Source organism: Nonomuraea sp. NPDC059023 (assembly GCF_042740095.1).
Lineage (GTDB): Bacteria > Actinomycetota > Actinomycetes > Streptosporangiales > Streptosporangiaceae > Nonomuraea.
Window position 1 is genome coordinate 28946 of sequence record NZ_JBHYIO010000061.1, and the last position, 22889, is coordinate 51834.

Below are 22889 nucleotides of genomic sequence, written 5' to 3' on the forward strand. Positions count from 1 at the left end.
GAACGGCGGCTGTCCGGCTTCTAGCGTCCGACTGTCCCCGCCCGTTCATTTCCGAGGTGGTCCCATGACATACGCGAAGGCCGCGACCGCCGCCGTCGTACTCGCGCTCACCACCGCCTGCTCCTCCGGGGCGAGCCCGGCCCAGACCCGCGACTCGCTGGTCTGGGGCCTGGCCTCCGAGCCCAACAGCCTGGACATCGCGCACGGCTTCAACAAGTCCTCGACCCTCGTCCAGAGCGCCGTCCTCGACACCATGGTCGCGCTCGACTCCACGGGCAAGCCGGTGCCGAGGCTGGCCGGCTGGACCCAGCCCGACCCGGCCACCTACCTGTTCACCCTCCGCGAGGGGATCCGCTTCTCCGACGGCAGCCCGCTGACCGCCGACGACGCCGCCTTCTCGTTGCGCCGCCACCTCGATCCGAAGGTCGCCTCGCAGGCCGCCTCCTACTTCACGGGGGTCAAGCGAGTCGAGGCCGTGGGCGAGGGGCAGGTCAGGGTCACGATGAAGCGGCCGAGCCCGGCGTTCCTGGCGGTGGCGGCGACCGCCTGGCAGGTGACGCCGCGCAAGCTGGCCGAGGCGCATCCCAAGGACCTGGGCAGCCCCGAGGTGGGCACGGTGGGCACCGGCCCGTTCAAGGTGAGCAGGTTCTCGCTCACCTCGGGCGTGGTGCTGGAGCGCAACCCGTCCTACTGGGGCAAGCCGCCCGCGCTGCGCAAGATCGAGTTCAAGACCATCGCCGACCCGGAGACGCTGCGCCTGGCCGTCAGGTCGGGCGAGGTGGACGCCACCGACGGAGTCAACGTCCGCGACGCGCGCAAATGGACGAACCTGCCCGGGGTCAAGGCGATCTTCTACCCGGGCAACGCGATCGCGTACCTGTCGCTGGCGCTGAAGTCAGGCCCGCTGAAGGACCCGCACGTGCGCAAGGCCATCGCCCACGCGGTCGACCGCGAGGCGGTGGCGCGGCTGATGACCGCAGGCCACGGCACCCCCGCGACGATCATGCTGCCGAAGCCGCAGATCACCGCCCTGTACGGCGACGACCTGCCCGGCCTGCCCGAGCACGCCCACGACCTGGCCGCCGCCAAGGCGGAGCTGGCCAGGTCCGGCTACCCGGACGGCTTCGAGCTGAAGGCCCCGTACGCCTCCACCGGCGACACCGGCACGGTCATGCAGGCGGTCGCCGCGGACCTGGCCAAGATCGGCATCAAGCTCGTCCTGGAGCCCAGCCCGACCGACCAGTACGTCTCGCGCGTCATGGAGCACGACCGCCTGTCCATCCAGTTCGTCAACCTGGCCTACGGCACGCCCGAGCCGATCGAGGTGCTGCCCGACCTGGTCAGCCGCGCCTCCGCCGAGCCGCAGGGCTTCAACTTCTCCGGCTACGGCACCGCCGAGACCGACAGGCGCCTCGACGTGCTCTCCTCGGCCACCGGCGAGGAGAAGAAGACCCAGGTCACCGCACTGCTGAAGGAGATCGCCGAGCAGGTGCCCTACGTCCCGCTCTACTCCGCCGACTACGCGGCCGCCCTCAGCGAGAAGTTCACCGTCGGCTTCGACACCTGGACCACCGACACCTTCGCCAACCTGCGCCCGGCGGGCCGCTGACATGGCGGTCGTCAAACGCCTGTGCTCCGCGGTCCTGCTGCTCGGCGTGCTGTCGGTGCTCACCTACGGCCTGCTGGCGGCGGCGCCGGGCGGCCCCGAACACGTGCTGCTGGGCGGCCGCCCGTCAACTCCGGAGACCCGGGCCGCCATCCGCGAGCAGTACCATCTCGACGATCCCTTCCCCGTCCGCTACGCGCGCTGGCTCGGCGACGCGGTGCGCGGCGACTTCGGCACCTCGATCTACTCCCGCGAGCCCGTCACCGCCGTGCTCGCCGAGCGACTGCCCGTAACGGCCGCGCTCGCCGGCTACGCGCTCGCGCTCACGGTGGTGGTCGGCGTGCCGGCCGGCCTGGCCGCCGCGATGCGCCGCGGCGGCGCCCTCGACCAGGGCATCACGCTGACCTCGCTGGTCGCGCTGTCGATCCCGCCGTTCGCGCTGAGCATCCTTCTGCTGTACGGCTTCGCCGTCACGCTGGGCTGGTTCCCCGTCTTCGGGGCCGGGGACACCCCGCTGGAACGGCTGACCCACCTGACGCTGCCGGCGATCGCGCTGGCCACCGCGCAGGCGGCGATCGTGGTCAGGCAGATGCGCGCCGCCGCGCTCGACCTGGCCGCGCAGGACTTCCTGACCTTCGCCAGAGCGCGCGGCCTGCCCAGGCGGCGCGTGTGGATCAGCTACGCGCTGCGTAACGCGGCGCTGCCGGTGCTGACCGTGGGCGGGCTGCTGCTGGCGGCCAACCTGACCGGCTCGGTCTTCATCGAGCAGGCCTTCGGGCTGCACGGTCTCGGCGCGCTGCTGATCGGCGCCGTCGGCCAGAAGGACATCCCGGTGGTGCAGGCGCTCGTCCTGCTCGGGGGCGCGATCGTGATCGCCGTGAACCTGCTCATCGACCTGGCCTACGTGGCCGTCGACCCGAGGGTGAGGCGGCGGGCATGAGGGCGTTCCTGATGGGCGTGCTGGGGCTGGCGCTCGTGGCGGCCGTGGCGGGGACGTGGCTGGCGCCGTACGATCCGGGCGCGCAGGACCTCGCGCTCGGCGCGGCCGGCCCGAGCGCGGCGCACTGGCTCGGCACCGACGACCTGGGCCGCGACGTGCTGTCGCGGCTGCTGGCCGGGGCGGGCTCGGCGCTGCTGTGGCCGGTGGTGGTGGCCGTCTGCACGATGCTGCTGAGCACCTCGCTCGGACTGCTGGCCGGCTACCGGCGGGGCTGGGTGGACGCGGTCATGATGCGCGCGGTCGACCTGGCCATCGCGCTGCCGGGCATGCTCGTGCTGATCGTGGTCGTGGGCGTGCTCGGCGGCGGGTACGGCTGGGCCGTCCTGGCGATGGCGGTGCTGTTCACGCCGGGCGACATCCGGGTGATCCGCAGCCTCACCCTGGCCCAGCGCGAGCTCGCGTACGCGGAGGCGGCCAGGACGCTGGGGCTGCGGCCGGCGCGGATCATGTTCAGGCACCTGCTGCCGAACCTGGCGCCCACGGTGGTGGCCAGCGCGCTGCTCAGCTTCGTGGCCGCGCTGGTGGCGCTGGCCGGGCTGTCGTTCCTGGGCGTCGGGCTGCCGGCGGGCACGCCCGACTGGGGCCTGATGGTCGAGGAGAACCGCGGCCTGCTCGACCTGAACCCGTGGGCGGCCATCGCCCCCGCGGCGCTGATCACCGTGGTCGCCTGCGCGGCGACCCTGCTGGGCGACCGGGCGTTCGAGTCGCTGTCGAAGGGAGGGCGGCGATGAGGATCTCCGCGCTGCGCGTGACCAGGGAAGGCGCCGGGCCCCGGACCGCGACCGAGTCCGGGGCTGAGGCCGGGGCCAGGGCCAGGGCCGGGGCCGGGGCTGGGGCCGGTCGCGGGGCTGGGTTGATTGTGGACGGTGTTGACCTGGAGGTCTTGCCGGGTGAGACCGTGGGCCTGGTCGGCGAGTCGGGCAGCGGCAAGTCGCTGACCGCGCGGGCCGCTGCCGGGCTGCTGCCGAAGGGGCTGCGGGCCGAGGGCTCGGTGGTCTTCGACGGCAAGGAGTTCCTGGGCGCGCGCGAGCGGACGTGGCGCTCGGTGCGCGGCACCCGGGTGAGCCTGCTCATGCAGGACCCCTTCGCCATGCTGAACCCGCTGCGCACGGCCGGCGCCCACGTCGCCGAGTCGCTGCGGGGCCGCGAGAGCCGGGCGGAGGTGGCGCGGCGGCTGGCGGAGGTCGGGATCGACGACCCCGGCGTGGCCGGGCGCCATCCCTTCCAGCTTTCCGGCGGGATGCGTCAGCGGGTGGCGCTGGCCGCCGCGCTGGCCGGCGATCCCGAGCTGCTCATCGCCGACGAACCCACCACGGCCCTGGACGCCACCACGCAGCACGACATCCTCATGCTGATCAAGAGCCTGCAGGCGGCGCGCGGCATGGGCGTGCTGCTCATCACCCACGACCTGCGGGTGGCCTTCGAGCTGTGCGACCGGGTCGCCGTCATGTACGCGGGCCGTGTCGTCGAGCAGGGCCCGGCCGCCGAGCTGGCCAGTTCCCCCGCGCACCCGTACACCGCCGGGCTGCTGGCCGCGGTGCCGGCCGCGGACCGGCGCCTGGCCCGGCTGAGCGGCATCAGGGGCAGCGTTCCCACGGCCGCGGAGGTGGCGGCCACCTGTGCGTTCGCCGCCCGCTGCGACCAGGCGACGCACGCGTGCGAGGAGGAACGGCCGCCCTTGCGCGAGCTGAGTCCCGGCCGCCGCACGGCGTGCCTGCACGAGGTGCGGCCCCGCCCCCGCGTGGAGGAGGCCGCGCCGCCCGAGCGCCCGGCCGCGGAGGTCGAGGTGCTGCGCGTCACCGACCTGCGCAAACGCTACGGCGGGCAGGTCGCGCTCGGCGGCGTCTCCCTGCACGTGGGCAGGGGCGAGACCGTCGGCGTGGTCGGCGGCTCGGGCTCGGGCAAGACCACGCTGGCCCGCTGCGTGCTCGGGCTGGCCACCCCCGATTCGGGCACGATCGCGCTGGCCGACGCCGTACGTCCCCGGCACCGGCTCGTGCAGTGCGTCTTTCAGGACCCCTCGACCTCGCTCAACCCGGCCATGACCGTCGGCGCCGCGCTGGCCGACGCCGCGGCGCAGGGCCCGGAGGAAGGCAGGCTGGGCGTGCGCGACCTGCTGGAGCTCGTCGGCCTGCCCGCCGCCTACGCCGACCGGCGTCCCGCAGGTTTGTCGGGCGGCGAGCGGCAGCGCGTGGCCATCGCCAGGGCGCTGTCGGTCCGGCCCGAGCTGCTGATCTGTGACGAGCCCGTGGCCTCGCTGGACGTCTCGGTCCAGGCCCACGTGCTGGAGCTGCTGCGGGAGGTGGGCGGCAGCATGTTGTTCATCACCCACGACCTCGCGGTGGTCAGGCAGCTGGCCGACCGGCTGGTGGTGCTCTCGCGCGGCGAGGTGGTGGAGAGCGGCGGCACCGCCGAGGTCCTCGACTCCCCTGCTCACGACTACACGCGCCGCCTCTTGGCCTCCGTACCAGCTATCCCATGACATTTCAGCCTTTCTCACTAGCGCCCGCGACACCGGGCAGGGGAGTCTTTCACCATGCATGACCTGCTACTACGCGACGGAACCGTGCACGACGGCCTCGGCGGCACGCCCCGGACCGCCGACGTCGCGATCACCGGGGGCCGCGTCACCGCGGTCGGCCGCGGCCTCGGCCCCGCCCGCCGGGTGATCGACGTCTCCGGGCTCGTCGTCGCCCCGGGCTTCGTGGACCCGCACAGCCACTCCGACACCGTGCCCTTCCTGGACGAGCCACAGCCGTTCAAGCTCTTCCAGGGCGTCACCACGGAGATCGTCGGCAACTGCGGCTTCTCCTGCGGCCCCACAGACCCGGCGACCAGCGGCTTCATGCCCTCCTTGCTGTCGAGCCACGAGTTCCGCGCGTTCGGCGACTACCTCGACGCCGCCGAGGCCGCCGGTCCGAGCAACAACCTCGCCGTCCTGGTCGGCCACAACACGCTGCGCCTGGCCGCCTCGGGCATGAACGCCGAGATCACGCCGGAGCAGCTGGCGCACATGTGCGAGCTGGCCGCCCAGAGCTTCGAGGCGGGGGCGGCCGGGCTCTCCAGCGGCCTGGAGTACGTGCCCGGCGCCTACGCGAACGTGGACGAGCTGGTCGCGCTGGCGCTGGTGGGCAAGCGGTGGGGCCTGCCGTACGCGACGCATATGCGCAGTGAGAGCGAGGGGCTGGCCGGCGCGCTCGACGAGGCGATCGCGGTGGCGCGGCGGGCGGGCGTGCGGCTGCAGGTCTCGCACTGCAAGGCGTCGGGACGGGCGGTGCACGGCGCCTCGGCGATGGTGCTGGACAAGCTGGCCCGCGCCCGGCGCGAGGGCGTGGACGTGCGCGCCGACGTCTACCCCTACCTCGCCTTCGGCACCGGGCTGGTGGCCGTGCTGCCGCCGGCCGCGTGCGAGGGCGGCGAGCAGGCGCTGCTGGCCAGGCTCGCCGACCCGGCCGAGCGGGCGGCGCTGCGCGCGCTGGCCGAGAGCCCGGACACCGGCACCGGCGTCGGCATCTGGCGCGAACTGCACCCGGCCGACGTGCAGATCCTCACGCACACCGACCCGGGCATCGCCGGCAAGCGCCTGTCCGACCTGGGCGGCGACCCGTGGGAGACGCTGTGCGACCTGGTACGGCTGGACCCGCAGGCCTCCGGCGTCTTCCACACCATGCACGAGGGCGACCTGCGCGCCTTCCTGGCCGACCCGCTGGTGTCGGTCGGCTCCGACGGCGGGCCGCCGGTCGGGCCCAACCACCCGCGCACCTTCGGCGCCTTCCCCGTCTACCTGGGCGAGTACGTCACCGAGGAGGAACTGCCCGAGGCGATCCGCAAGGTCAGCTCCGCCGCGGCGGCCCAGTTCGGCCTGGAGGGACGCGGCTGGCTGGCGCCCGGGGCCATCGCGGACGTGGTCGTCCTCGACCGGGACCGGATCGGCCACGCGGGCACCTACGAGCGGCCGGACGTACGGCCCACCGGCGTCGAGCACGTCTTCCTCGCCGGGCGCCAGGTGATCGCCGGCGGCGAGTTCACCGGCGGCAGGCACGGCCGGATCCTCAGGCGAGGCACACGATGACGGCCGTACGACAGCACGGCCGGATCCTCAGGCGAGGGGCCCGGTGACGGCCGGCGGGCGGGTCACGCTGGGCGTCCTGGTCGACAGCCTCGGCCCCGAGGTGGCGCGCCCGCTGGCCCTGCCGCGCGGCAGGGAGCCGCTGGTCGGCTCGCCGGTCATCTACGACCCGGAAGAAGCGCTCGCCGGGCTCGACGGGGCGGCGCTGCTGGTGACCGGGCGGCCCTCGGCCGAGATCCTGGCCCGCGCGGGCGAGAGCCGGGTGGCCGCGGTGTTCGTCAAACCCGGCACCTGCGACCCGGACGCGCTGGCCGCGGCGGCGCGGGCGGCGGGCACCGCGCTGCTGGCCGTACCGCCGGAGCTGTCGTGGGGCCAGCTGTACACGCTCATCGACGCCCTCCTCGCGCTGGTCGCCCCGGCCCAGGACCCGGGCGGCACCCGCGCGGCCGACCTGTTCGCGCTGGCCAACGAGGTGGCCCGCAAGGTGGGCGGCGCGGTGGCGATCGAGGACCTGGCGATGCGCGTGCTCGCCTACTCCACCGTGGAGGGCCAGCGCATCGACGACCTGCGTAAGGAGGGCATCCTGGGCCGCAGAGTGCCCGAGCACCCGACCAACGCCGAGGAGTACGCGGGCGTGCTGCGCGCCGACGGCGCGGTCTGGAGCTACGTGCCGCGCGAGTTCTACCCGCGCCTGGCAATCGCGATCCGTGCCCACGGCGAGGCGCTCGGCACGATCTGGGCGGTGCAGGCCGACCAGCCCCTGGCCGCCGACGCCGAGGTGGCGCTCATGGAGGCGGCCGCCGCCGCGGCGCCGCACCTGGCGCGGATCAACCTGGCCGCCGACGAGGCGCGGCGGCGGCGCGACGAGTGCCTGGGCTGGCTCCTGCGCGGGGTCGGCGCCGTGGACGAGCTGGCCACCTCCTTCGGCCTGCTGCCCGGCGAGCCGCTCACCGTGGTGACGCTCGGCCCGTACGCGGGCACCGCCGACGCCTTCGCCGCCGCCCACGCCGCCGACATGCTGCGTACCGCCTATCTGGCCTACCGGATCAGGGCGGCGGCGGGCGTATCGGGGGGCCGTGCCTACGCGATCGTCGCGGCCGAGGCGGGCGCGCCGCTGCTGCGCCGGATCACCCTGGACACGCTGGCCCGGGTGAGCGAGCGCCTGGGCGGCGGGTGGCGGGCCGGGCTGGGCCGTACCGCGAACAGCGTGGGCGGGGTGCCGGCCGGCGCCCGCCAGGCCGAGGAGGCGCTGCGGGCGGTCTGCGGGCCGTTCGCCGAGGAGCCGGTCGGCGCGCACGGGGAACTGTCGGCCGCGCTGTTCCTCATGGACGTGGACGCGGCGCTGCGCCCCAAACCCTCCCTGTACGGCGAGCCGCTCGACCTCGTCTCCGCCCACGACGCCAAGCACGGCACCGACTACGTGCGCAGCCTGGCCGTCTGGATCGGCGCCCACTACGACGTCCCCCGGGCCGCCGAGCTGCTGTCGCTGCACCCCAACACGCTGCGCTACCGGCTGCGCAGGATCGGCGAGCTGATCGCGCTCGACGACCCGGACACCCGCCTGGTGCTGGCCCTGCAGCTACGGCTGAGCGGCGCCACAAAGGCGGGCGGGTGAAGTTGGGCGCGCACGCCAACGCCCGCGCGGGCGCGCGCCGCGATGCTGTGGTCCATGGCCGAACTCCTCATCCGTTCCCTTGACGGCACCGCGGCGCTGCGGCGGGCCGACCGACTGCTGCGCGAGGTCTGGGGGACCAGACCCGGCGACGACCCGCCGCTCGCGCTCGACCTGATGTGCGCCTTCGCCCACACCGGCGGGTATGTGGGCGGCGCCTTCCTGGACGGCGAGCTCGCGGGCGTGGCAGCCGGGTTCATCGCGGGCGACCGCAGCCTGCACTCGCATGTGGCGGGCGTGGCGGCGGGCGCGCGCGGGCGTGGCGTCGGCAGGGCGCTGAAGGAGCACCAGCGGGCGTGGGCGGCCGATCGCGGCCTGAGCGCCGTCTCCTGGACCTTCGATCCGCTGGTCAGGAGGAACGCGTTCTTCAACCTGGCCAGGCTGGGCGCGCGGGTGGTGGCGTACCTGCCCGACTTCTACGGGCCGATGCACGACGGCATCAACGACGGCGGTCCCTCCGACCGGCTGTTCGTGACCTGGCCGACGTGGGCCGCCGACCCCTCCCCCGCGCCGGACGGGGCCGAGCGGGGCGTGGTCGTGGTCGACGAGTCGGGGACCGTACACGGTCATGACGGCGCTGACGTGCTGCGGTGCGCGACGCCGGACGACGTGGAGGCACTGCGGACGGCCGAGCCGCGGGAGGCGCTGCGGTGGCGCGCGGCGATGGAGGACGGGCTCGGCGGCGCGCTGGCCCGGGGTTACGAGGTCACCGGGTTCACCCGCGGCGGCTGGTACCTGCTGGCCAAGGGAGGCGAGAAGTGAGGATCGACGGCGTCGAACTGCGTGAGGTGGCGCTGCCGCTGGTCAGCCCGTTCCGCACCTCGCTGGGCACGCAGCACGAGCGCAACGCGCTGCTCGTGCGCGTGGTGAGCGGCGAGGCCGTGGGGTGGGGCGAGTGTGCGGCCGAGGACGAGCCGACCTACTCCCCCGAGTACCTGGCGGGCGCCGCCGACCTGATCAGGCGCTTCGTGCTGCCCGCCCTCGCGCCGTCCGGCCTGGACCCCGCCGCCGTCGGGCCCGCCCTGCGGCACCTGCGCGGCCATGTCATGGCCAAGGCCGCCGTGGAGACGGCGGTGCTGGACTGCTGGCTGCGCGCCCACCGCGTCAGCCTCGCCGGGCACCTCGGCGGGGTACGGCGGCGCGTGCGCGTGGGCGTCTCGGTGGGCATCGCCGAGACCGTGGACGCGCTGCTGGACACCGTGGACAAGCACCTGACCGCCGGTTACGCCCGGATCAAGCTGAAGATCGAGCCCGGCTGGGACCTGGAGCCGGTCAGGGCGGTGCGCGAGACGTTCGGCCCCGGCGTGATGCTGACCGTGGACGCCAACACCGCCTACACCCCGGCCGACCTGCGGCACCTGGCCCAGCTCGACGCGTACGGGCTGGCGCTGATCGAGCAGCCCTTCGCGCCGGGCGACCTGCGCTCACACGCGGCGCTCGCCGCCCGCCTCGACACCCCCGTGTGCCTGGACGAGAGCATCACCAGCGCCCGCGACGCCGCCGAGGCCATCAGGACGGGCGCCTGCTCGATCATCAACATCAAGCCCGGCCGCGTCGGCGGCTACCTGGAGGCCCGGCGCGTGCACGACGTGGCCGAGGCCAGCGGGGTGCCCGTCTGGTGCGGCGGCATGCTGGAGACCGGCCTGGGCAGGGCGGCCAACCTGGCGCTCGCCAGCCTGCCCGGCTTCACGCTGCCGGGCGACATCTCGGCCACCGAGCGCTACTACCATCGCGACATCACCCGCCCGTTCGTCCTGGACGGCGGCGAACTGCCCGTGCCGGAAGGCCCCGGCATCGGCATCGCGCCCGATCCCGAGGCGCTGGAGGCGTGCACCACGAGCGTGGAGTGGATCCCGCTCAGTTCGTGAGAACCCCGTCACCGGCCACGCCGTCGAGATCCATGAGCCAGCGTCCGCCCACGACGGTGGCCCGCGCGGTCAGGTCGTCGTCGAGCAGGGCCAGGTCGGCGTGGCCGCCGGGGCGCAGCGTGCCCTGGCGGCGCAGCCCGAGCACCGCGGCCGGCACCCTGGTCGCGGTGGCGACGGTCTCGGGCACGCTCAGCCCGGCCGCCCGGCGCAGGTGGCCGAGCATGCGATCGAGCCCGGTCGTACTCCCGGCGAAGGCGGTGCGGTCGGGCAGCATGCCGACGCCGTCCTCGACGACACAGCACAGATTTCCCAGCCGGTACGGCGTGCCCTCCGCCAGCCCCAGCCCCGGCGTCGAGTCGGAGACCACGGTCAGCCGCCCGCCCAGGCACCGGTAGGCGATGCGCAGCAGCTCGGGCGGCAGGTGCCGGTCGTCGGCGATGACCTCGGCGCTCAGCCCGGTGGAGGCCAGCGACTCCTCCAGCAGTCCAGGCACCCGCCACGGCCCCTCGCGGCGCAGCGCGGACTGCCCGCTCCACAGGTGGGTCAGGTGGGTGGCCCCGGCGGCCACCGCGGCGGCGAACTCCGCCCCGGCCGCCTGGCTGTGCCCGATGGCCACGACCGCGCCCGCCCCGGCGAACGCCCGCGTGGCCGCGATCCCGCCCGGCAGTTCGGGGGCGAGCGTGACCATCGTCGGCGACCCGGCCTCCAGCAGGGCCTTCACGTCCTCCGGTCCGGGGTCGCGCAGCAGCGCCGGGTCGTGCGCCCCGGCCTGTTCCGGCGCCAGGAACGGCCCTTCGAGGTGGACCCCGATCAGCCGGACACCGGACGGGCGGTAGCCCGCGGCGAAGGACAGGCACTCGGCCAGGTGTGCCAGCGCGGAGGTGGCCAGCGACGCCTGCACCGCGGTGACGCCGGAGCGGGCGTGGGCCGCCAGGACCGCGTCGTACCCGGCGGCGTCCGGGGTGTCGAAGCCGTGCCCGGCGGCGCCGTGGGTGTGCAGGTCGATGAGGCCGGGGGTCAGGTAGCGCCCGCCCGCGTCCAGGCGGGTGAGGCCGGGCGGCAGCTCGCCGTACGGCATCAGCGCCTCGATCTCGCCGTCGCGGACCAGCACGGCCAGGTCGGCGTCGATCGTGCGGGCCAGCACGACCCGGGCGCCGACCAGTGCGTAGCGGCTCATGGGGTCCTCTCGCGACGTTTGCGCACCCTGTCTACCTCACCCGGCGCATAGACCGTCTCACGGGGGTAGCTGGAAGGGCATGGCGACAATCATCGATCGGGTGCGCGCGTACCTGCGCAGCCCGCGTGGCAGGCAGAACGTCGAGAAGGCGAAGCGGATGGCCCGCGATCCCCGCACACGGCAGAAGGCCAGGGGCTTCCTGGACCGGCTGCGAGGGAGGCGCTGAGCCGATCATGTAGCCGTCCCCCGGGCCGCTCCGCCGGTGGTAGGGTCGTGTGAAAATGATTGCCGTTATCGGAGTCAATCGTGCGATCCCTTGTCCTTTTACTGACCGCCGTCCTCGCGGTCTCGGTGCTGCTGGCGATCGGCGTCGGCGCCGCGGCGGTCCCGCCCGGACAGACCCTGCGCTACCTCTGGGCGGCGCTGTCCGGCGCCGCGATCACGCCCGACGAGGTGAGCGCGTACCAGATCGTCTGGCAGGTGCGCACCCCGCGCGTGATCCTCGCGGTGCTGGTCGGGGCCGGGCTCAGCGCGGCCGGCGTGGCGATCCAGGCCATGGTGCGCAACGCGCTGGCCGACCCGTTCGTGCTCGGCGTCTCCTCCGGGGCCTCGGCCGGCGCCGTGCTGGTCGGCGTCACCGGCGCGCTCACCGCGCTCGGCATCTACGCCGTCAGCGCCGGCGCCTTCCTCGGCGCCCTGCTCGCCTCCGCCCTCGTCTACTTCGCCGCCCGGCAGGGCGGCGGGCTGACACCGCTGCGGCTCGTGCTGACCGGCGTGGCGGCGGCGTTCGGCTTCCAGGCCGTGATGAGCGTGATCGTCTACTTCGCGCCGGACGGCGAGGCCACCAGCACCGTCCTGTACTGGTCGATGGGCGGGTTCGGCGCGGCGACCTGGGGCGCCCTGCCCGTCATCGCCGCCGTCACGCTGGCCGCGCTCGTCGTCCTGCGCGGGCTCGGCCGCCGCCTGGACGTGCTCGCGCAGGGTGACGAGAGCGCCGCCAGTCTCGGCGTCGACACGGTACGGCTGCGCCGCGGCCTGTTCGTGCTCACCTCCCTGGCCACCGGGGCGATGGTCGCGGTCAGCGGCGCGATCGGCTTCGTCGGCCTGGTCATGCCCCACCTGGTCCGGCTGCTGGTGGGCGCCGCCCACACCCGCGTGCTCACGATCGCCCCCTTGGCCGGCGCGATCTTCATGGTGTGGGCCGACCTCCTCGCCCGGACCGTGGTCGCGCCCAGGGAACTGCCCATCGGCGTGATCACCGCCCTGGTCGGCGTGCCCGTGTTCGTCACGTTGCTGCGCCGGCGCGGCTACCTGTTCGGGAGGGCCTGACATGGCCCTGCTCCTCGACGGCCTGTCCGTCTCCGCGGGCGCGGCCGACCTCGTCAGCGACCTGTGCCTGACGGTCGCGGCCGGGCAGGTCGTGGGCCTGGTCGGCCCCAACGGCTCGGGCAAGACCACCACCCTGCGCTGCGTCTACCGCGCGCTGCGGCCGAGCGCAGGAGTGGTGCGCGTGGACGGCCGGGACGTGGCCGCCCTGCCGATGCGCGAGTCCGCCCGGCTGGTCGGCGCGCTCACCCAGGAGGGTCACACCGACCTCGACTTCACCGTCGAGGAGACCGTGGCACTCGGCCGGGTCCCGCACCTGCGCGGCAACCGGGCGCTCGGCGCGCACGACCGCGACGTGTGCCGCCGGGCGATGGAGAGCATGGAGGTCGCGCACCTGGCCGGGCGCGGCGTGCTGTCGCTGTCGGGCGGCGAGCGCCAGCGGGTGCTCGTGGCCCGCGCGCTCGCCCAGGAGCCGCGGGTGCTCATCCTCGACGAGCCGACCAACCACCTCGACCTGCACCACCAGATCAGGCTGCTGTCGATGCTGCGCGCCGCCGGCCACACCGCCCTGGTCACCCTGCACGACCTCAACCTCGCCGCCTCGGCCTGCGACCGGCTGGCCGTACTGTCCGGCGGCCGGCTCGTGAGCGCCGGGACACCCGGCGAGGTCCTCACCGAGGCGCTGCTGCGCGACGTCTTCGGCGTCGAGGCCAGCGTCGTCCCCCATCCCCTCACCGGCGTGCCCCAGGTCCTGTACGACCTGGGATCCGCCCATCTGGAAGGAACCACCGCGTGAACCGCATGCTGACCGCCTGCGCCCTGACCGGGACCCTGCTGCTCACCGGTTGCGGCGCCCGGGTCGAGGGCGGCGCCGCCGTATCGGAGAAGGCGCGCGTCAAGCGGTGCGGGCAGGAGGTCGAGTACACGACCCCGCGCCGCGCCGTCGTCTACGAGGCGGGCAGCGCGGACAAGATGTTCGCGCTGGGGCTCACCGCGCACGTGCACGGCTACGTGATGCCGCCCGCCAACCCGCCGGTCGAGGAGTCGCCCTGGGCCGCCGAGTACGCCAAGACCAAGTTCCTCAGCGACGACCTGCTCAACCGCGAACTGGTCGTGGACGCCAAGTCCGACCTCGTGGTGGCCGGATGGCGCTCGGGCTTCAGCGACCAGCGGGGCATCACCCCGGCCATCCTGGACGGGCTGAAGATCCAGAGCTTCATGCACGCCGAGTCGTGCTTCAACTACCCGGGCTTCCCCGAGCGCGTCACGCCGTTCGAGGGCCTCTACACCGACCTCGAACGCCTCGGCCGGATCTTCCACGTCGAGGACCGCGCCCGCGCGCTGGTCGCCGGCTACCGCGAGCGGGTCGAGGCGGTACGCGCCCAGGCGCCGAAGGGCGAGCCCGTGCCCGTCTTCCTGTACGACTCGGGCACCGACAAGCCCTTCACCGCCGGCAGCCAGGTGCCACCGAACGACATCATCCGCTTCGCCGGCGGCCGCAACGTCTTCGCCGGCCTGGACGCCCGCTGGAGCGAGGTCACCTGGGAGGCGGTCGTGGCGGCCAAGCCCGAGGTCATCATCATCCTCGACTACGGTGACAAGCCCGCCGCGGAGAAGATCCGGTTCCTGAAGGAGTCGCCGGTGACGGCCAAGCTGCCCGCCGTCGTCAACGACCGCTTCCACGTCCTGGACTACAACGAGGGCATCAGCGGGCCGCGCAACATCGACGGCCTGGAGGGCTTCGCCGCCTACCTGCGCGGGCTGCCCGGGTGAGCACGGCGACCGTTCTGCGCGACCCGGCGTTCGCGCGGCTGTGGGCGGGCACGACCGCCTCCGGGTTGGCGACGTGGGCGCTGCCGTTCGTTCTGGCGCTGGCGGTACTCGACCGCGGCCTCACCGCGACCGGCCTCGGGATCGTCCTGGCCGCCAGGACCGCCGGGTTCCTGGTCGCGGTGCCGTTCGGCGGCGTGCTCGCCGACCGGTACTCGCGCCGCGCCGTCGTCCTGTGGGCGGGGCTGGCCGCCGCGCTGGCCACGCCGGTCATCGCCCTGGGCCTCGGCCGCTCGGTCCTGCTCATGAGCGTGGCCGCCGCGGTCGCCGGCGCGGGCCAGGGCGCCTGCCGGCCCGCCTTCCAGGCGCTGACCGCCGAGGTGGTCGACGAGGCCGGGCGTCAGCGCGCCAACGCCGCCATCACGCTGGCGGTGCGGGCCACCACGCTGGCCGCGCCCGCCGCGACGGCGCTGCTCGCGACCGTCCTGGACACCTGGGCGCTGCTGACCGGCACCGGCCTGCTGTGGCTGGTGGCCGCGCTCCTGCCGCCCCGTGGCCGCCGCCCCGCACCCGCCGCCGCGCCGGTGGCGCTGCTCGGGGAGTTCGCCGAGGGCGTGCGCGAGGCGCGGCGGCATCCGTGGTTCCTGGCCGGGCTGGCCGCGCTGACCGCCGTCGTCTTCACCGGCTACTCGGTCACGGGCGTCGCGCTCCCGCTGATCAGCCGCGACCGCTACGGCACCGAGGCGGTGCTGGCCGCCGCCCTGACCGCCTACACCGCGGGCGCGCTGGCGGGGGCCCTGCTCATGGCGCGCTGGCGGCCGCGCTCCCAGGGCTGGGCCGCGCTCGCCGGTCTCGCCCTGTACGGCTGCGCGCCGCTCAGCCTGCTGCTGCCGGTGCACCCGGTGCTGGTGGCGGGGGCGTACCTGCTGGCGGGGCTGGGCATCGAGCTGTTCAACGTGCCGTGGTTCACCGCGACGCAGCGCGAGGTGGAGCCGCGCCTGCTCGCCCGGGTCTCGTCGCTGGACTTCCTGCTCTCCTACGGCCTGGCCCCCGTCGGCCTGGCCGTCCTGGCCCCGGCCATGGAGTCCTTCGGCGCCGCCCCGGTCCTGGCGGTCTGCGCCCTGGTCTGCTTCCTGGCGCCGGCCGCCGCCGCCCTCACGCCGACGGCCCGCCACTTTCGCAGGCAGTCCGGGCCAGCAGGGTGTTGAGCGCGCGGCCCGGGTCCCCCCGGTACGGCGTGGCCGCCAGGCCGACCTCGCGCCGGCCGTCCTCGCTGCGGAAGGCGGCGGCGAAGTAGCCCGCGACGCCGCCTGCCTGGCCGTAGAAGGTGCCGCAGGGCAGCCGGATGCTCGCCAGGCCCAGCCCGTAGGAGCCGCCGGGCAGGGGCCTCTTCATCTCGGCGAGCCAGGCGGGCGGCAGCAGCCGTCCGCCGAGCAGGGCGCGCATGAAGCGGTTGAGGTCGGCGGTGGTGGACACCATGCCGCCGGCCGCGCCGAGGACGGTCGGGTTGAGCGCGGTGATGTCGGTGACGACGCCGCCGGTGAGGGCGTGGGCGTGCGGGTGCGGGCCCTTGATCGACGGCACCGCGTCCGGAGCGGACGTCCTGGTCAGCCCGGCTGGCCGGATGACGCGCTCGGTGATCTCGGTGGCGTAACCGCGTCCGGTGACGGCCCGGATGACCATGCCCAGCAGCACGTAGTTGGTGTTGGAGTAGGCGAACGTCTCGGGGGTGCGGGGCAGCTTCTCGGCCAGGCCCACCAGCTCCTGTTCGCGCCAGGTGCGCAGCGGCTCGCGCGGGTTGCCCGCGGCGTCGAGGAGCGTGGGGAAGTAGTCGGGGATGCCGCTGGTGTGCCGCAGCAGGTCCCTCAGCGTGACGCGCTCGCCCTCGCGGACGGCGCCGGGCAGCCACCTGGCGAGCGGGTCGGCCAGGGTGAGGCGGCCCTCGGCGGCCAGTTGCAGGACGACGGTGGCGGTGAACGCCTTGGTCAGGCTGCCGATCCTGAACCTGCCCGCCGCCTGGGCCGGGTGCGGCCCGCCGTACCGGATCCTGCCTTCGGCCAGCCTGTGCGTACGGCCGCCCGCCCGCACCTCGGCCAGGACAGCCAGCGAGCCGTCGGCGACCGCGTCGCGCAGATGACTTCGCAGCGCGGCACGGATGTCACCGGTGGCGGCGGCGGGGGTGGCGGACAGGAGGGTCGCGGCGGCGAGTGCGGCCGCGGTGAAGCGCGCGAGGACACGCAAGGAGAGCTCCTTCGATGGTGGGGTTTCAGCGCTCGCTGCCGAGAAAGGCCAGGACGGCGAGCACGCGGCGGTGGCCGCCCTCCTCGGGCGGCAGGCCGAGCTTGGTGAAGATGTTGCCGATGTGCTTGTGCACGGCGCTGCCGGTGATCGTGAGCAGGGCGCCGATGTCGGCGTTGCCGCGGCCCTGCGCCATGAGCGTGAGGACCTCGCGCTCGCGGGCGGTGAGGGCGTCGATGCGGCGTTCGCGGCCGGACATGAGCTGGGCGACGACCTCCGGGTCCATGACGGTGCCGCCCGCCGCGACCGTGCGCAGCGCGGCGACGAACTCGCTCACCCGGGCCACGCGGTCCTTGAGCAGGTAGCCGACCGCGCCGCCGCCGTCGGCGAGCAGTTCGCGGGCGTAGACGCGCTCGACGTACTGCGACAGCACCAGGATCGGCAGGCCGGGGACGGCGCGCCTGGCTTCCAGTGCCGCCCTGACGCCCTCGTCGCGGAAGGTGGGCGGCAGCCGTACGTCCACGATGGTCACGTCGGGGCGATGGCGCCGCACGGCGGCGACGAACCCGGGCCCGTCGGTGGCGACCTGCGGCACCTCGATGCCCTTGGCGGCCAGCAGGAGCTCCACCCCGGACGACAGCAGGACGTTGTCCTCGGCGATCACGACGCGCACGGCAGCTCCACCACCAGGCGCGTCGGGCCGCCGTGCGGGCTGGTCACCCGGAGCGCGCCGTCGAGGGCGGCGGCGCGGCGGCGGATGCCGGCGACGCCGGTGCCGCGCGTCTCGTCCAGGCCGCCCACGCCGTCGTCGGCGACCTCGATGTGCAGGACGCCGTCCGCGCGCCCGACGCGGACGGTGGCCAGGCTCGCGCGGCTGTGCTTGGCGACGTTGGTGAGGGCCTCGGCCACGGTGAAGTACGCCGCGGCCTCCAGCGCGGCCGGCAGCTCGCCGGCCCCTTCGAGGCGCAGGTCGACCGGGACGTCGCACCGCGCGCCGAGCGCGGCGAGCGCGCCGTCGAGCCCGCGGTCGGCCAGGATCGGCGGGTACATGGTGCGGATCACCCCGCGGAGCTCCACCATCGCCTCCTCCGCGCCCTCGTGCGCCTCCCGCAGCAGGTCGGCGACCGGTCCGCGCTCGCCGAGCGCCTCCCTGGCGACGCCGAGCCTGATGGCCAGCGCGACCAGCCGGGCCTGGGTGCCGTCGTGCAGGTCGCGTTCGATGCGGCGCAGTTCCGCCCCATGGGCGTCCAGTACGGCGGCGCGGCTCTCACCCAGCTCCGCGACCCGCTCGGTGAGCCGGTCCAGGTCGGCGGGCCCGGCCAGGGTCCTGCGGGCATGCCGGCGGGCCACCGGCGGCGCTCCCGCGACCAGGAGCGCCAGCGCCACGGCGCCGAACCCGAGCGCGGGCCCCCACCCGTCCACCGGCGCCAGCAGGACGAGCGGCCGCTCCGCCGGGTACAGCCACCAGACCGGCACCGCCACGACCCTGCCGGCGGCGAGGAACGCGGCGAACCCGGCGAGCGCCCCGGTGAGCGCGAACTCCACGCCCCACCACCGCCCCGGGCCCGTGACCGGGGCGGGAACCCCGAGGAGAGCCGCGGCCCGCCGCCGGTTCCACGCCGCCCACCGCCGCAACCCCGGCGCCGCGGCCGGGAGCGCGGCGAGCGGCAGCAGCGGCAGGGTGGCGAGCCCGCAGACCAGGTTGACCAGCAGATATCGAAGCCCGCGCCACACCGCGGTCCATCGTTCGCGCATGCCGCCCAGTCTCCAGGCGGCGCCTGCGCACCGTCACTACAGCCTGCTGCACCTTCGCGGCCTAGATCAGGGTAGCGGCGAGGTCCTTGACGGAGTCGGTGAAGCGGCCCGGTCCCACGTGCCGGATCAGGGCGCCGTCGAAGAGGGCGAGCAGGGCGTGGGCGAGGAAGCCGGGGTCGGTGCCCGCGCCCTCCAGCAGGGAGGTGAGGTGGGCGTGCCAGAAGCGGTAGCTCGGGTCGGCGAACTTGTCGCCGGCGCAGGCCTGCTCGTGCGCCGAGAGCAGGACGGCGTTGCCCTCCGCGATCGCGCAGAGCCCACCGAGGAAGGCGAGCAGGCGTTCCCGGGCGGGCGCCGGAACCGCGGCCGGCGGCCGGGCAGCTCGTTCTGGAGGTGAGCCACATCTCGCTCAACCGCGGCGAGGTGACCTTCGCCGGCGGCCGCCCGCCGGGCACCGTGCACGGATACGACGCGGCGGGGGTCGTGCTGCACCCGGCCGCCGACGGTTCCGGGCCCGCCGCCGGGACCCGGGTCGCCGCCTTCGGGGCCGGAGCCTGGGCGCAGCGGATGGCCGTGGAGACCACCGCGGTGGCCGAGATCCCGGCCGGGGTGGATCCGGCCGACGCCGCCGCCCTGCCGATGGCGGGCCTCACCGCGCTGCGCACCCTGCGTACGCGCGACATCCTGGGCCGCCGGGTTCTGGTCACCGGGGCGGCGGGCGGGGTGGGGCGCTATGCCGTACAGCTGGCCAGGATGGGCGGGGCGCACGTGATCGCCTCGGTCGGCTCGCCCACCCGCGCGCGGGGACTGGAGGCGGACGAGATCGTCATCGGCCTGGACGGCATCGACCGGCCGGTGGACCTGATCCTCGACAACGTGGGCGGGCCGCAACTCGCCGCGGCGTGGCACCTGCTCGCGGCGGGCGGCAGCGTGCGGAACATCGGCTGGGCCGGCAAGGCGGTGCTGTCGGTCACGCTACATCGGAAATAGCGGACGCTAGAGCGCGTCTTGCGCCCAAGGGGTGAACGACCGAACGAGAGGAACCGCGATGAGCATCCGTCCCTTCCGCGTCGAGATCCCGCAGGCGCGGCTCGACGACCTGGCCGACCGGCTGGCCGCGACCCGCTGGCCGGACGAGCTGCCCGGCGTCGGCTGGAGCCGGGGCGTACCGGTGGAGTACCTGCGGGAACTGGCCGGCTACTGGCGTGCCGGCTATGACTGGCGGGCGCACGAGGCGGCGATCAACGAGCACCCGCAGTACCTCACCGCGATCGACGGGCAGAACATCCACTTCCTGCACGTCCGCTCCCCCGAGCCGGACGCGACGCCGCTGCTCCTGCTGCACGGCTGGCCGGGCGCGGTGACCGACTTCCTCGACGTGATCGGCCCGCTGTCGGACCCGCGCGCCCACGGCGGCGACCCGTCGGCCGCCTTCCACCTGGTGATCCCGTCGCTGCCGGGCTTCGGGTTCTCGACGCCGCTGGCGGGGCCGGGCATGAACGCGGCCAGGATGGCGGGGTTGTTCGTGCGCCTCATGGCCGAGCTCGGCTACGACCGCTACGGCGCGCACGGCTACGACACCGGCTCCTGGGTGGCCCCGGCGATCGGCAGGCAGGATCCCGAACACGTGATCGGCGTGCACATGAACGGCATGATCACGTTCCCGGCCGGCGCCGAGGGCGAGATGGACGCGCTGTCGGAGGTCGAGCGGGGCCGGTGGGAGCGCATGGAGAACTTCAACGACGGCTACCTGCAGTGCAACTCCAAGCGCCCGCAGACCGTGGCCTACGGCCTGAACGACTCGCCGGCCGGCCAGCTCGCCTGGATCATGGAGAAGTTCAAGGAGCTCACGATCCCGGAGGAGGGCCTGCCGGAGGAGAGCATCGACCGCGACAGCATGCTGACCGACGTCTCGATCTACTGGCTGACCGGCACGGCGGGCTCGGCGGCGCAGATCTACTACGAGGAGATCTCGGCCGTCGAATGGGGCGAAGCGCCCGAGCGCGGCAAGGTGCCGACCGGGGTGCTGGTCACGGCCCACGACGTGACGATCCGGCCGTGGGCGGAGCGCGACCACAACGTCGTGCGCTGGACCGAGCTGGGCGAGGGCGGCCACTTCCTGTCGATGGAGCGGCCCGATCTGCTGGTAGCCGACCTGCGCGCGTTCTTCACGTCTTCTCTTCGATGATCATCTGAGGGCGCCCGGTGACCAGTAGCCACGCGGGCAGCAGGGCCAGGCAGAGCACGGGGATCAGGTCGAGGTCGGTGACGACGGCCGCGGCCATGAACAGGCTCAGCCAGCCCTGCTGGGTCACGGCGAGAGTCACGCCGAGCACGCCGCAGGCGACGGACAGCGACGGCGGCACACCCGGCACCAGGGCGGAGGCGAGCAGGCCGAGCGCGACGCCGATGAAGACCGCGGGGAAGATCCGGCCGCCGATGAAGGCCGCGGTGGAGGCGATGAGGAGGGCGGCGAGCTTCACCAGGATGATCAGGGCCAGGGCGGCGGCGCCGTAAGAGGTGGCGACCAGTTCCTTCATCTCCGCCAGGCCCTTGAACAGGGTGATCTGGCCGCCGATCATCCCGGCGACGCCGAGGGCCACGCCGGCCAGCGTCAGCCGGGGCACGGGGTGACGGATGAGGTGGAACAGGCGGTGGACGTGCGGGAAGGCGTAGACGGCCGCCAGCCCCGCGAGGACGGCCACGCACGCGATGACCATGCCGCTGAGCAGGTCGAGGGGCTGGATGGAGTAGTCGGGCAGGCCCAGGTGGAAGACCGGGCTGGCGATCAGGACGGTGGTGATCGCCCCGGCGCCCGCCGCGACCAGCGGGCCGAACAGGCGGTCCCACAGCGGCACGTCCTTCGGGCCGAGCGCCAGCTCCGACAGGATCAGCGCGGCGGCCACGGGCGTGCCGAACAGCGCGCCGATCGTCCCGGCCGCGGCCAGGCCCAGCCAGACCGGCGCCTTGACGCCGGGAAGCAGGCGCACGCCCACCGCGACGGCCAGGGCGACGTTGGCGGCGGTGATCGGGTTCTCCGGTCCGAGGCTGACACCCCCGGCGAGGGTGAGCGCGGTGGCCAGCAGCATGCCGGGGACGACGGACACCGGCAGCGGCTCGCCCACCAGCCCTTCGGTGGCCGGGTCGGGGCCCGTGGGGATCTTCCACACCACCAGCCCGACCGCCAGGCCGGTCAGCGTGAGAATGGCCAGCGTCCACCAGGGCGAGGCGCCGTCCAGGCCCATCGCCGCGGGCAGGTGGTGCCACAGAACCTCCTGCAGCGCCTCGGCGGCGATGTCGACCACTATCAGGATGAGGCTGCAGGCGACGCCGACGACCAGCGCGGGCAGCGCGAGCCGGGCCAGCGCCGCGGCGGGTCGGCCTTGGGTCATGCCCTGTCAGTTGCCTGGCCGCCGTCGAGACAAGATCAAGCCCGCGTAACTTTCTCGCCCGCGAACCCTGCCGTGAGCTCCGGTGAGCGGCTCATCAGCCGGAGCATCGCGCGGTGGAGGTCCGCGCGCTCCTCGGGGGTCCAGTCGCCGGTGAGCCTGGCGAAGACCGCCTCCTGCCAGGCGTGCGCGTCGCGCAGCAGCTCCCGTCCCTTTTCGGTCAGCTCGACGGTACGGCGCCGCCCGTCGGCGGCCGAGGCGGTGACGGCGAGATAGCCGCGCCCGGCCGCCTGGGCGACCAGCCGGGAGGCGCCCGACTGGTCGAGCCCCAGCTCGGCGGCGACCTCGTTGACGGTGATCTCCGGCCGCCCGTCCAGCGCGTGGACCGCCTCGGCCACCATGACGTCGCGCCCGCGCTCGGCCCCCGCGTTCCAGCGCCGCGACCAGTGGCGAACGAAGTGGAACAGCGCCTGTCCGGGTCCCGGCCCGCTCATTCGGTCGCGGCCAGGTCGGCGTACAGGCGGGCGAACTCGAGCGCCGCCCGCAGTTCGGGAAAGCGCAACGCGGCCGAGACCCGGTCCCCGCTGGCCCGGAACACGGTCGCGACCCTGCTCCACTCGCGGTCCTGCGGCCAGCGCGCGTCCTGCTCGACGACCACGACCCGCTCGTTGACCGGATGCCACGAGCGGGGACGCAGCTCGATCCCCGACCGCACGATCCAGCCGGCGAAGTCGCCGGGCGTGATGGGCCCGGACCCCTTGGGCCCGTTGACCACGACGGGGTCGGCCACGACCGCGCGCACGCCGTCCAGGTCCCCGCCGTTCACGACCTCGTGCCAACGGCCCACGGCCGCCTCTGTCCGCTCCGATGTGCTCATGCCCTGATATTATATGCAATTCGCATATATCTAATGCGGAACCGATATTGCCGCGTCTCTTCCTACGGTCGGCGTATGACGATCACCCACGCGACGGAGCTGCGGCTGACCGCGCGTCCGGACGCCGACCTGCGCGAGGACCACT

The 22889-nt window shown here is 74.4% G+C and carries 23 protein-coding genes; 16 read left to right on the forward strand and 7 right to left on the reverse strand.

Annotation, left to right across the window (positions count from 1 at the left end; translation table 11 throughout):
• Positions 1–64: 64 nt before the first annotated feature.
• Genes ACFWYW_RS54095 through menC form a run of 8 tightly spaced genes read left to right on the forward strand, consistent with a single transcriptional unit; the run spans position 65 to position 10215 of the window.
• A complete protein-coding gene (locus tag ACFWYW_RS54095) occupies positions 65–1609 on the forward strand; it encodes an ABC transporter substrate-binding protein (protein ID WP_379612779.1) in 1545 nt (514 codons plus the stop codon).
• 1 nt (position 1610) lies between these two features.
• Complete coding sequence (locus ACFWYW_RS54100) at positions 1611–2546, forward strand: ABC transporter permease (protein WP_379612780.1); 936 nt, start codon at positions 1611–1613, stop codon at positions 2544–2546.
• Positions 2543–3337, forward strand: coding sequence for an ABC transporter permease (locus ACFWYW_RS54105; RefSeq protein ID WP_379612781.1), 795 nt, complete (start codon positions 2543–2545; stop codon positions 3335–3337). Before ACFWYW_RS54100 ends, ACFWYW_RS54105 begins: the two co-directional genes overlap by 4 nt.
• Positions 3334–5088: an oligopeptide/dipeptide ABC transporter ATP-binding protein gene (locus ACFWYW_RS54110; RefSeq protein WP_379612782.1), complete on the forward strand. Its 1755-nt coding sequence runs from the start codon at positions 3334–3336 to the stop codon at positions 5086–5088. Before ACFWYW_RS54105 ends, ACFWYW_RS54110 begins: the two co-directional genes overlap by 4 nt.
• A 54-nt stretch (positions 5089–5142) precedes the next feature.
• The gene (locus tag ACFWYW_RS54115; protein WP_379612783.1) at positions 5143–6678 is read left to right on the forward strand and encodes an amidohydrolase family protein; all 1536 of its coding nucleotides are present in this window, start codon (positions 5143–5145) and stop codon (positions 6676–6678) included.
• 43 nt (positions 6679–6721) lie between these two features.
• Positions 6722–8290 carry a PucR family transcriptional regulator gene (locus tag ACFWYW_RS54120; protein WP_379612784.1) on the forward strand — a complete coding sequence of 523 codons (1569 nt, stop codon included), beginning with the start codon at positions 6722–6724 and terminating at the stop codon, positions 8288–8290.
• A 54-nt stretch (positions 8291–8344) separates the two neighbouring features.
• Entirely contained in the window at positions 8345–9109 is a 765-nt protein-coding gene (locus ACFWYW_RS54125; RefSeq protein WP_379612785.1) for a GNAT family N-acetyltransferase, read from the forward strand.
• Positions 9106–10215 carry an o-succinylbenzoate synthase gene (menC, locus tag ACFWYW_RS54130; RefSeq protein WP_379612786.1) on the forward strand — a complete coding sequence of 370 codons (1110 nt, stop codon included), beginning with the start codon at positions 9106–9108 and terminating at the stop codon, positions 10213–10215. Before ACFWYW_RS54125 ends, menC begins: the two co-directional genes overlap by 4 nt.
• Here menC and ACFWYW_RS54135 read toward each other — a convergent pair.
• Entirely contained in the window at positions 10205–11392 is a 1188-nt protein-coding gene (locus tag ACFWYW_RS54135) for an N-acetylglucosamine-6-phosphate deacetylase (RefSeq protein WP_379612787.1), read from the reverse strand. The two genes, menC and ACFWYW_RS54135, sit on opposite strands and share 11 nt — an antisense overlap.
• Before the next feature lie 79 nt (positions 11393–11471).
• On the opposite strand from ACFWYW_RS54135, the gene ACFWYW_RS54140 reads away from it, so the two are divergent.
• The 5 genes from ACFWYW_RS54140 to ACFWYW_RS54160 all read left to right on the forward strand — a co-directional run bounded on the left by ACFWYW_RS54140 (position 11472) and on the right by ACFWYW_RS54160 (position 15696).
• Entirely contained in the window at positions 11472–11618 is a 147-nt protein-coding gene (locus tag ACFWYW_RS54140; protein ID WP_379612788.1) for a hypothetical protein, read from the forward strand.
• A gap of 80 nt (positions 11619–11698) precedes the next feature.
• A complete protein-coding gene (locus tag ACFWYW_RS54145) occupies positions 11699–12721 on the forward strand; it encodes a FecCD family ABC transporter permease (RefSeq protein ID WP_379612789.1) in 1023 nt (340 codons plus the stop codon).
• 1 nt (position 12722) lies between these two features.
• The gene (locus ACFWYW_RS54150; protein ID WP_379612790.1) at positions 12723–13514 is read left to right on the forward strand and encodes an ABC transporter ATP-binding protein; all 792 of its coding nucleotides are present in this window, start codon (positions 12723–12725) and stop codon (positions 13512–13514) included.
• A 5-nt stretch (positions 13515–13519) separates the two neighbouring features.
• Positions 13520–14491, forward strand: a complete 972-nt coding sequence (locus ACFWYW_RS54155; protein WP_379612988.1) for an ABC transporter substrate-binding protein — start codon at positions 13520–13522, stop codon at positions 14489–14491.
• On the forward strand, positions 14488–15696 hold the full coding sequence (locus tag ACFWYW_RS54160) for an MFS transporter (protein ID WP_379612791.1): 1209 nt from the start codon (positions 14488–14490) through the stop codon (positions 15694–15696). Before ACFWYW_RS54155 ends, ACFWYW_RS54160 begins: the two co-directional genes overlap by 4 nt.
• Here the strand turns inward: ACFWYW_RS54160 and ACFWYW_RS54165 are convergent.
• Genes ACFWYW_RS54165 through ACFWYW_RS54175 form a run of 3 tightly spaced genes read right to left on the reverse strand, consistent with a single transcriptional unit; the run spans position 15644 to position 18481 of the window.
• Positions 15644–16729, reverse strand: coding sequence for a serine hydrolase domain-containing protein (locus ACFWYW_RS54165; RefSeq protein ID WP_379612792.1), 1086 nt, complete (start codon positions 16727–16729; stop codon positions 15644–15646). The two genes, ACFWYW_RS54160 and ACFWYW_RS54165, sit on opposite strands and share 53 nt — an antisense overlap.
• A 25-nt stretch (positions 16730–16754) precedes the next feature.
• On the reverse strand, positions 16755–17399 hold the full coding sequence (locus tag ACFWYW_RS54170) for a response regulator (RefSeq protein WP_379612793.1): 645 nt from the start codon (positions 17397–17399) through the stop codon (positions 16755–16757).
• Positions 17387–18481 (reverse strand): sensor histidine kinase, encoded by a 1095-nt coding sequence (locus ACFWYW_RS54175; RefSeq protein WP_379612794.1) that lies wholly within the window; start codon positions 18479–18481, stop codon positions 17387–17389. The genes ACFWYW_RS54170 and ACFWYW_RS54175 overlap by 13 nt, the downstream gene beginning before the upstream one ends.
• On the opposite strand from ACFWYW_RS54175, the gene ACFWYW_RS54180 reads away from it, so the two are divergent.
• Genes ACFWYW_RS54180 through ACFWYW_RS54190 form a run of 3 tightly spaced genes read left to right on the forward strand, consistent with a single transcriptional unit; the run spans position 18480 to position 20666 of the window.
• The gene (locus ACFWYW_RS54180; RefSeq protein ID WP_379612795.1) at positions 18480–18875 is read left to right on the forward strand and encodes a hypothetical protein; all 396 of its coding nucleotides are present in this window, start codon (positions 18480–18482) and stop codon (positions 18873–18875) included. The genes ACFWYW_RS54175 and ACFWYW_RS54180 overlap by 2 nt on opposite strands.
• Entirely contained in the window at positions 18872–19468 is a 597-nt protein-coding gene (locus tag ACFWYW_RS54185; RefSeq protein ID WP_379612796.1) for a hypothetical protein, read from the forward strand. Before ACFWYW_RS54180 ends, ACFWYW_RS54185 begins: the two co-directional genes overlap by 4 nt.
• Positions 19469–19526: 58 nt before the next feature.
• Positions 19527–20666, forward strand: a complete 1140-nt coding sequence (locus ACFWYW_RS54190) for an epoxide hydrolase family protein (protein ID WP_379612797.1) — start codon at positions 19527–19529, stop codon at positions 20664–20666.
• Here ACFWYW_RS54190 and ACFWYW_RS54195 read toward each other — a convergent pair.
• From ACFWYW_RS54195 to ACFWYW_RS54205, 3 genes are read right to left on the reverse strand one after another with little or no spacing between them, the layout of a single operon-like run.
• Positions 20647–21870 (reverse strand): ion channel protein, encoded by a 1224-nt coding sequence (locus ACFWYW_RS54195; RefSeq protein ID WP_379612798.1) that lies wholly within the window; start codon positions 21868–21870, stop codon positions 20647–20649. The genes ACFWYW_RS54190 and ACFWYW_RS54195 overlap by 20 nt on opposite strands.
• 35 nt (positions 21871–21905) lie before the next feature.
• Positions 21906–22361 carry a MarR family winged helix-turn-helix transcriptional regulator gene (locus tag ACFWYW_RS54200; RefSeq protein ID WP_379612799.1) on the reverse strand — a complete coding sequence of 152 codons (456 nt, stop codon included), beginning with the start codon at positions 22359–22361 and terminating at the stop codon, positions 21906–21908.
• Positions 22358–22744 (reverse strand): hypothetical protein, encoded by a 387-nt coding sequence (locus tag ACFWYW_RS54205; RefSeq protein WP_379612800.1) that lies wholly within the window; start codon positions 22742–22744, stop codon positions 22358–22360. Before ACFWYW_RS54205 ends, ACFWYW_RS54200 begins: the two co-directional genes overlap by 4 nt.
• Positions 22745–22889 lie beyond the last annotated feature (145 nt).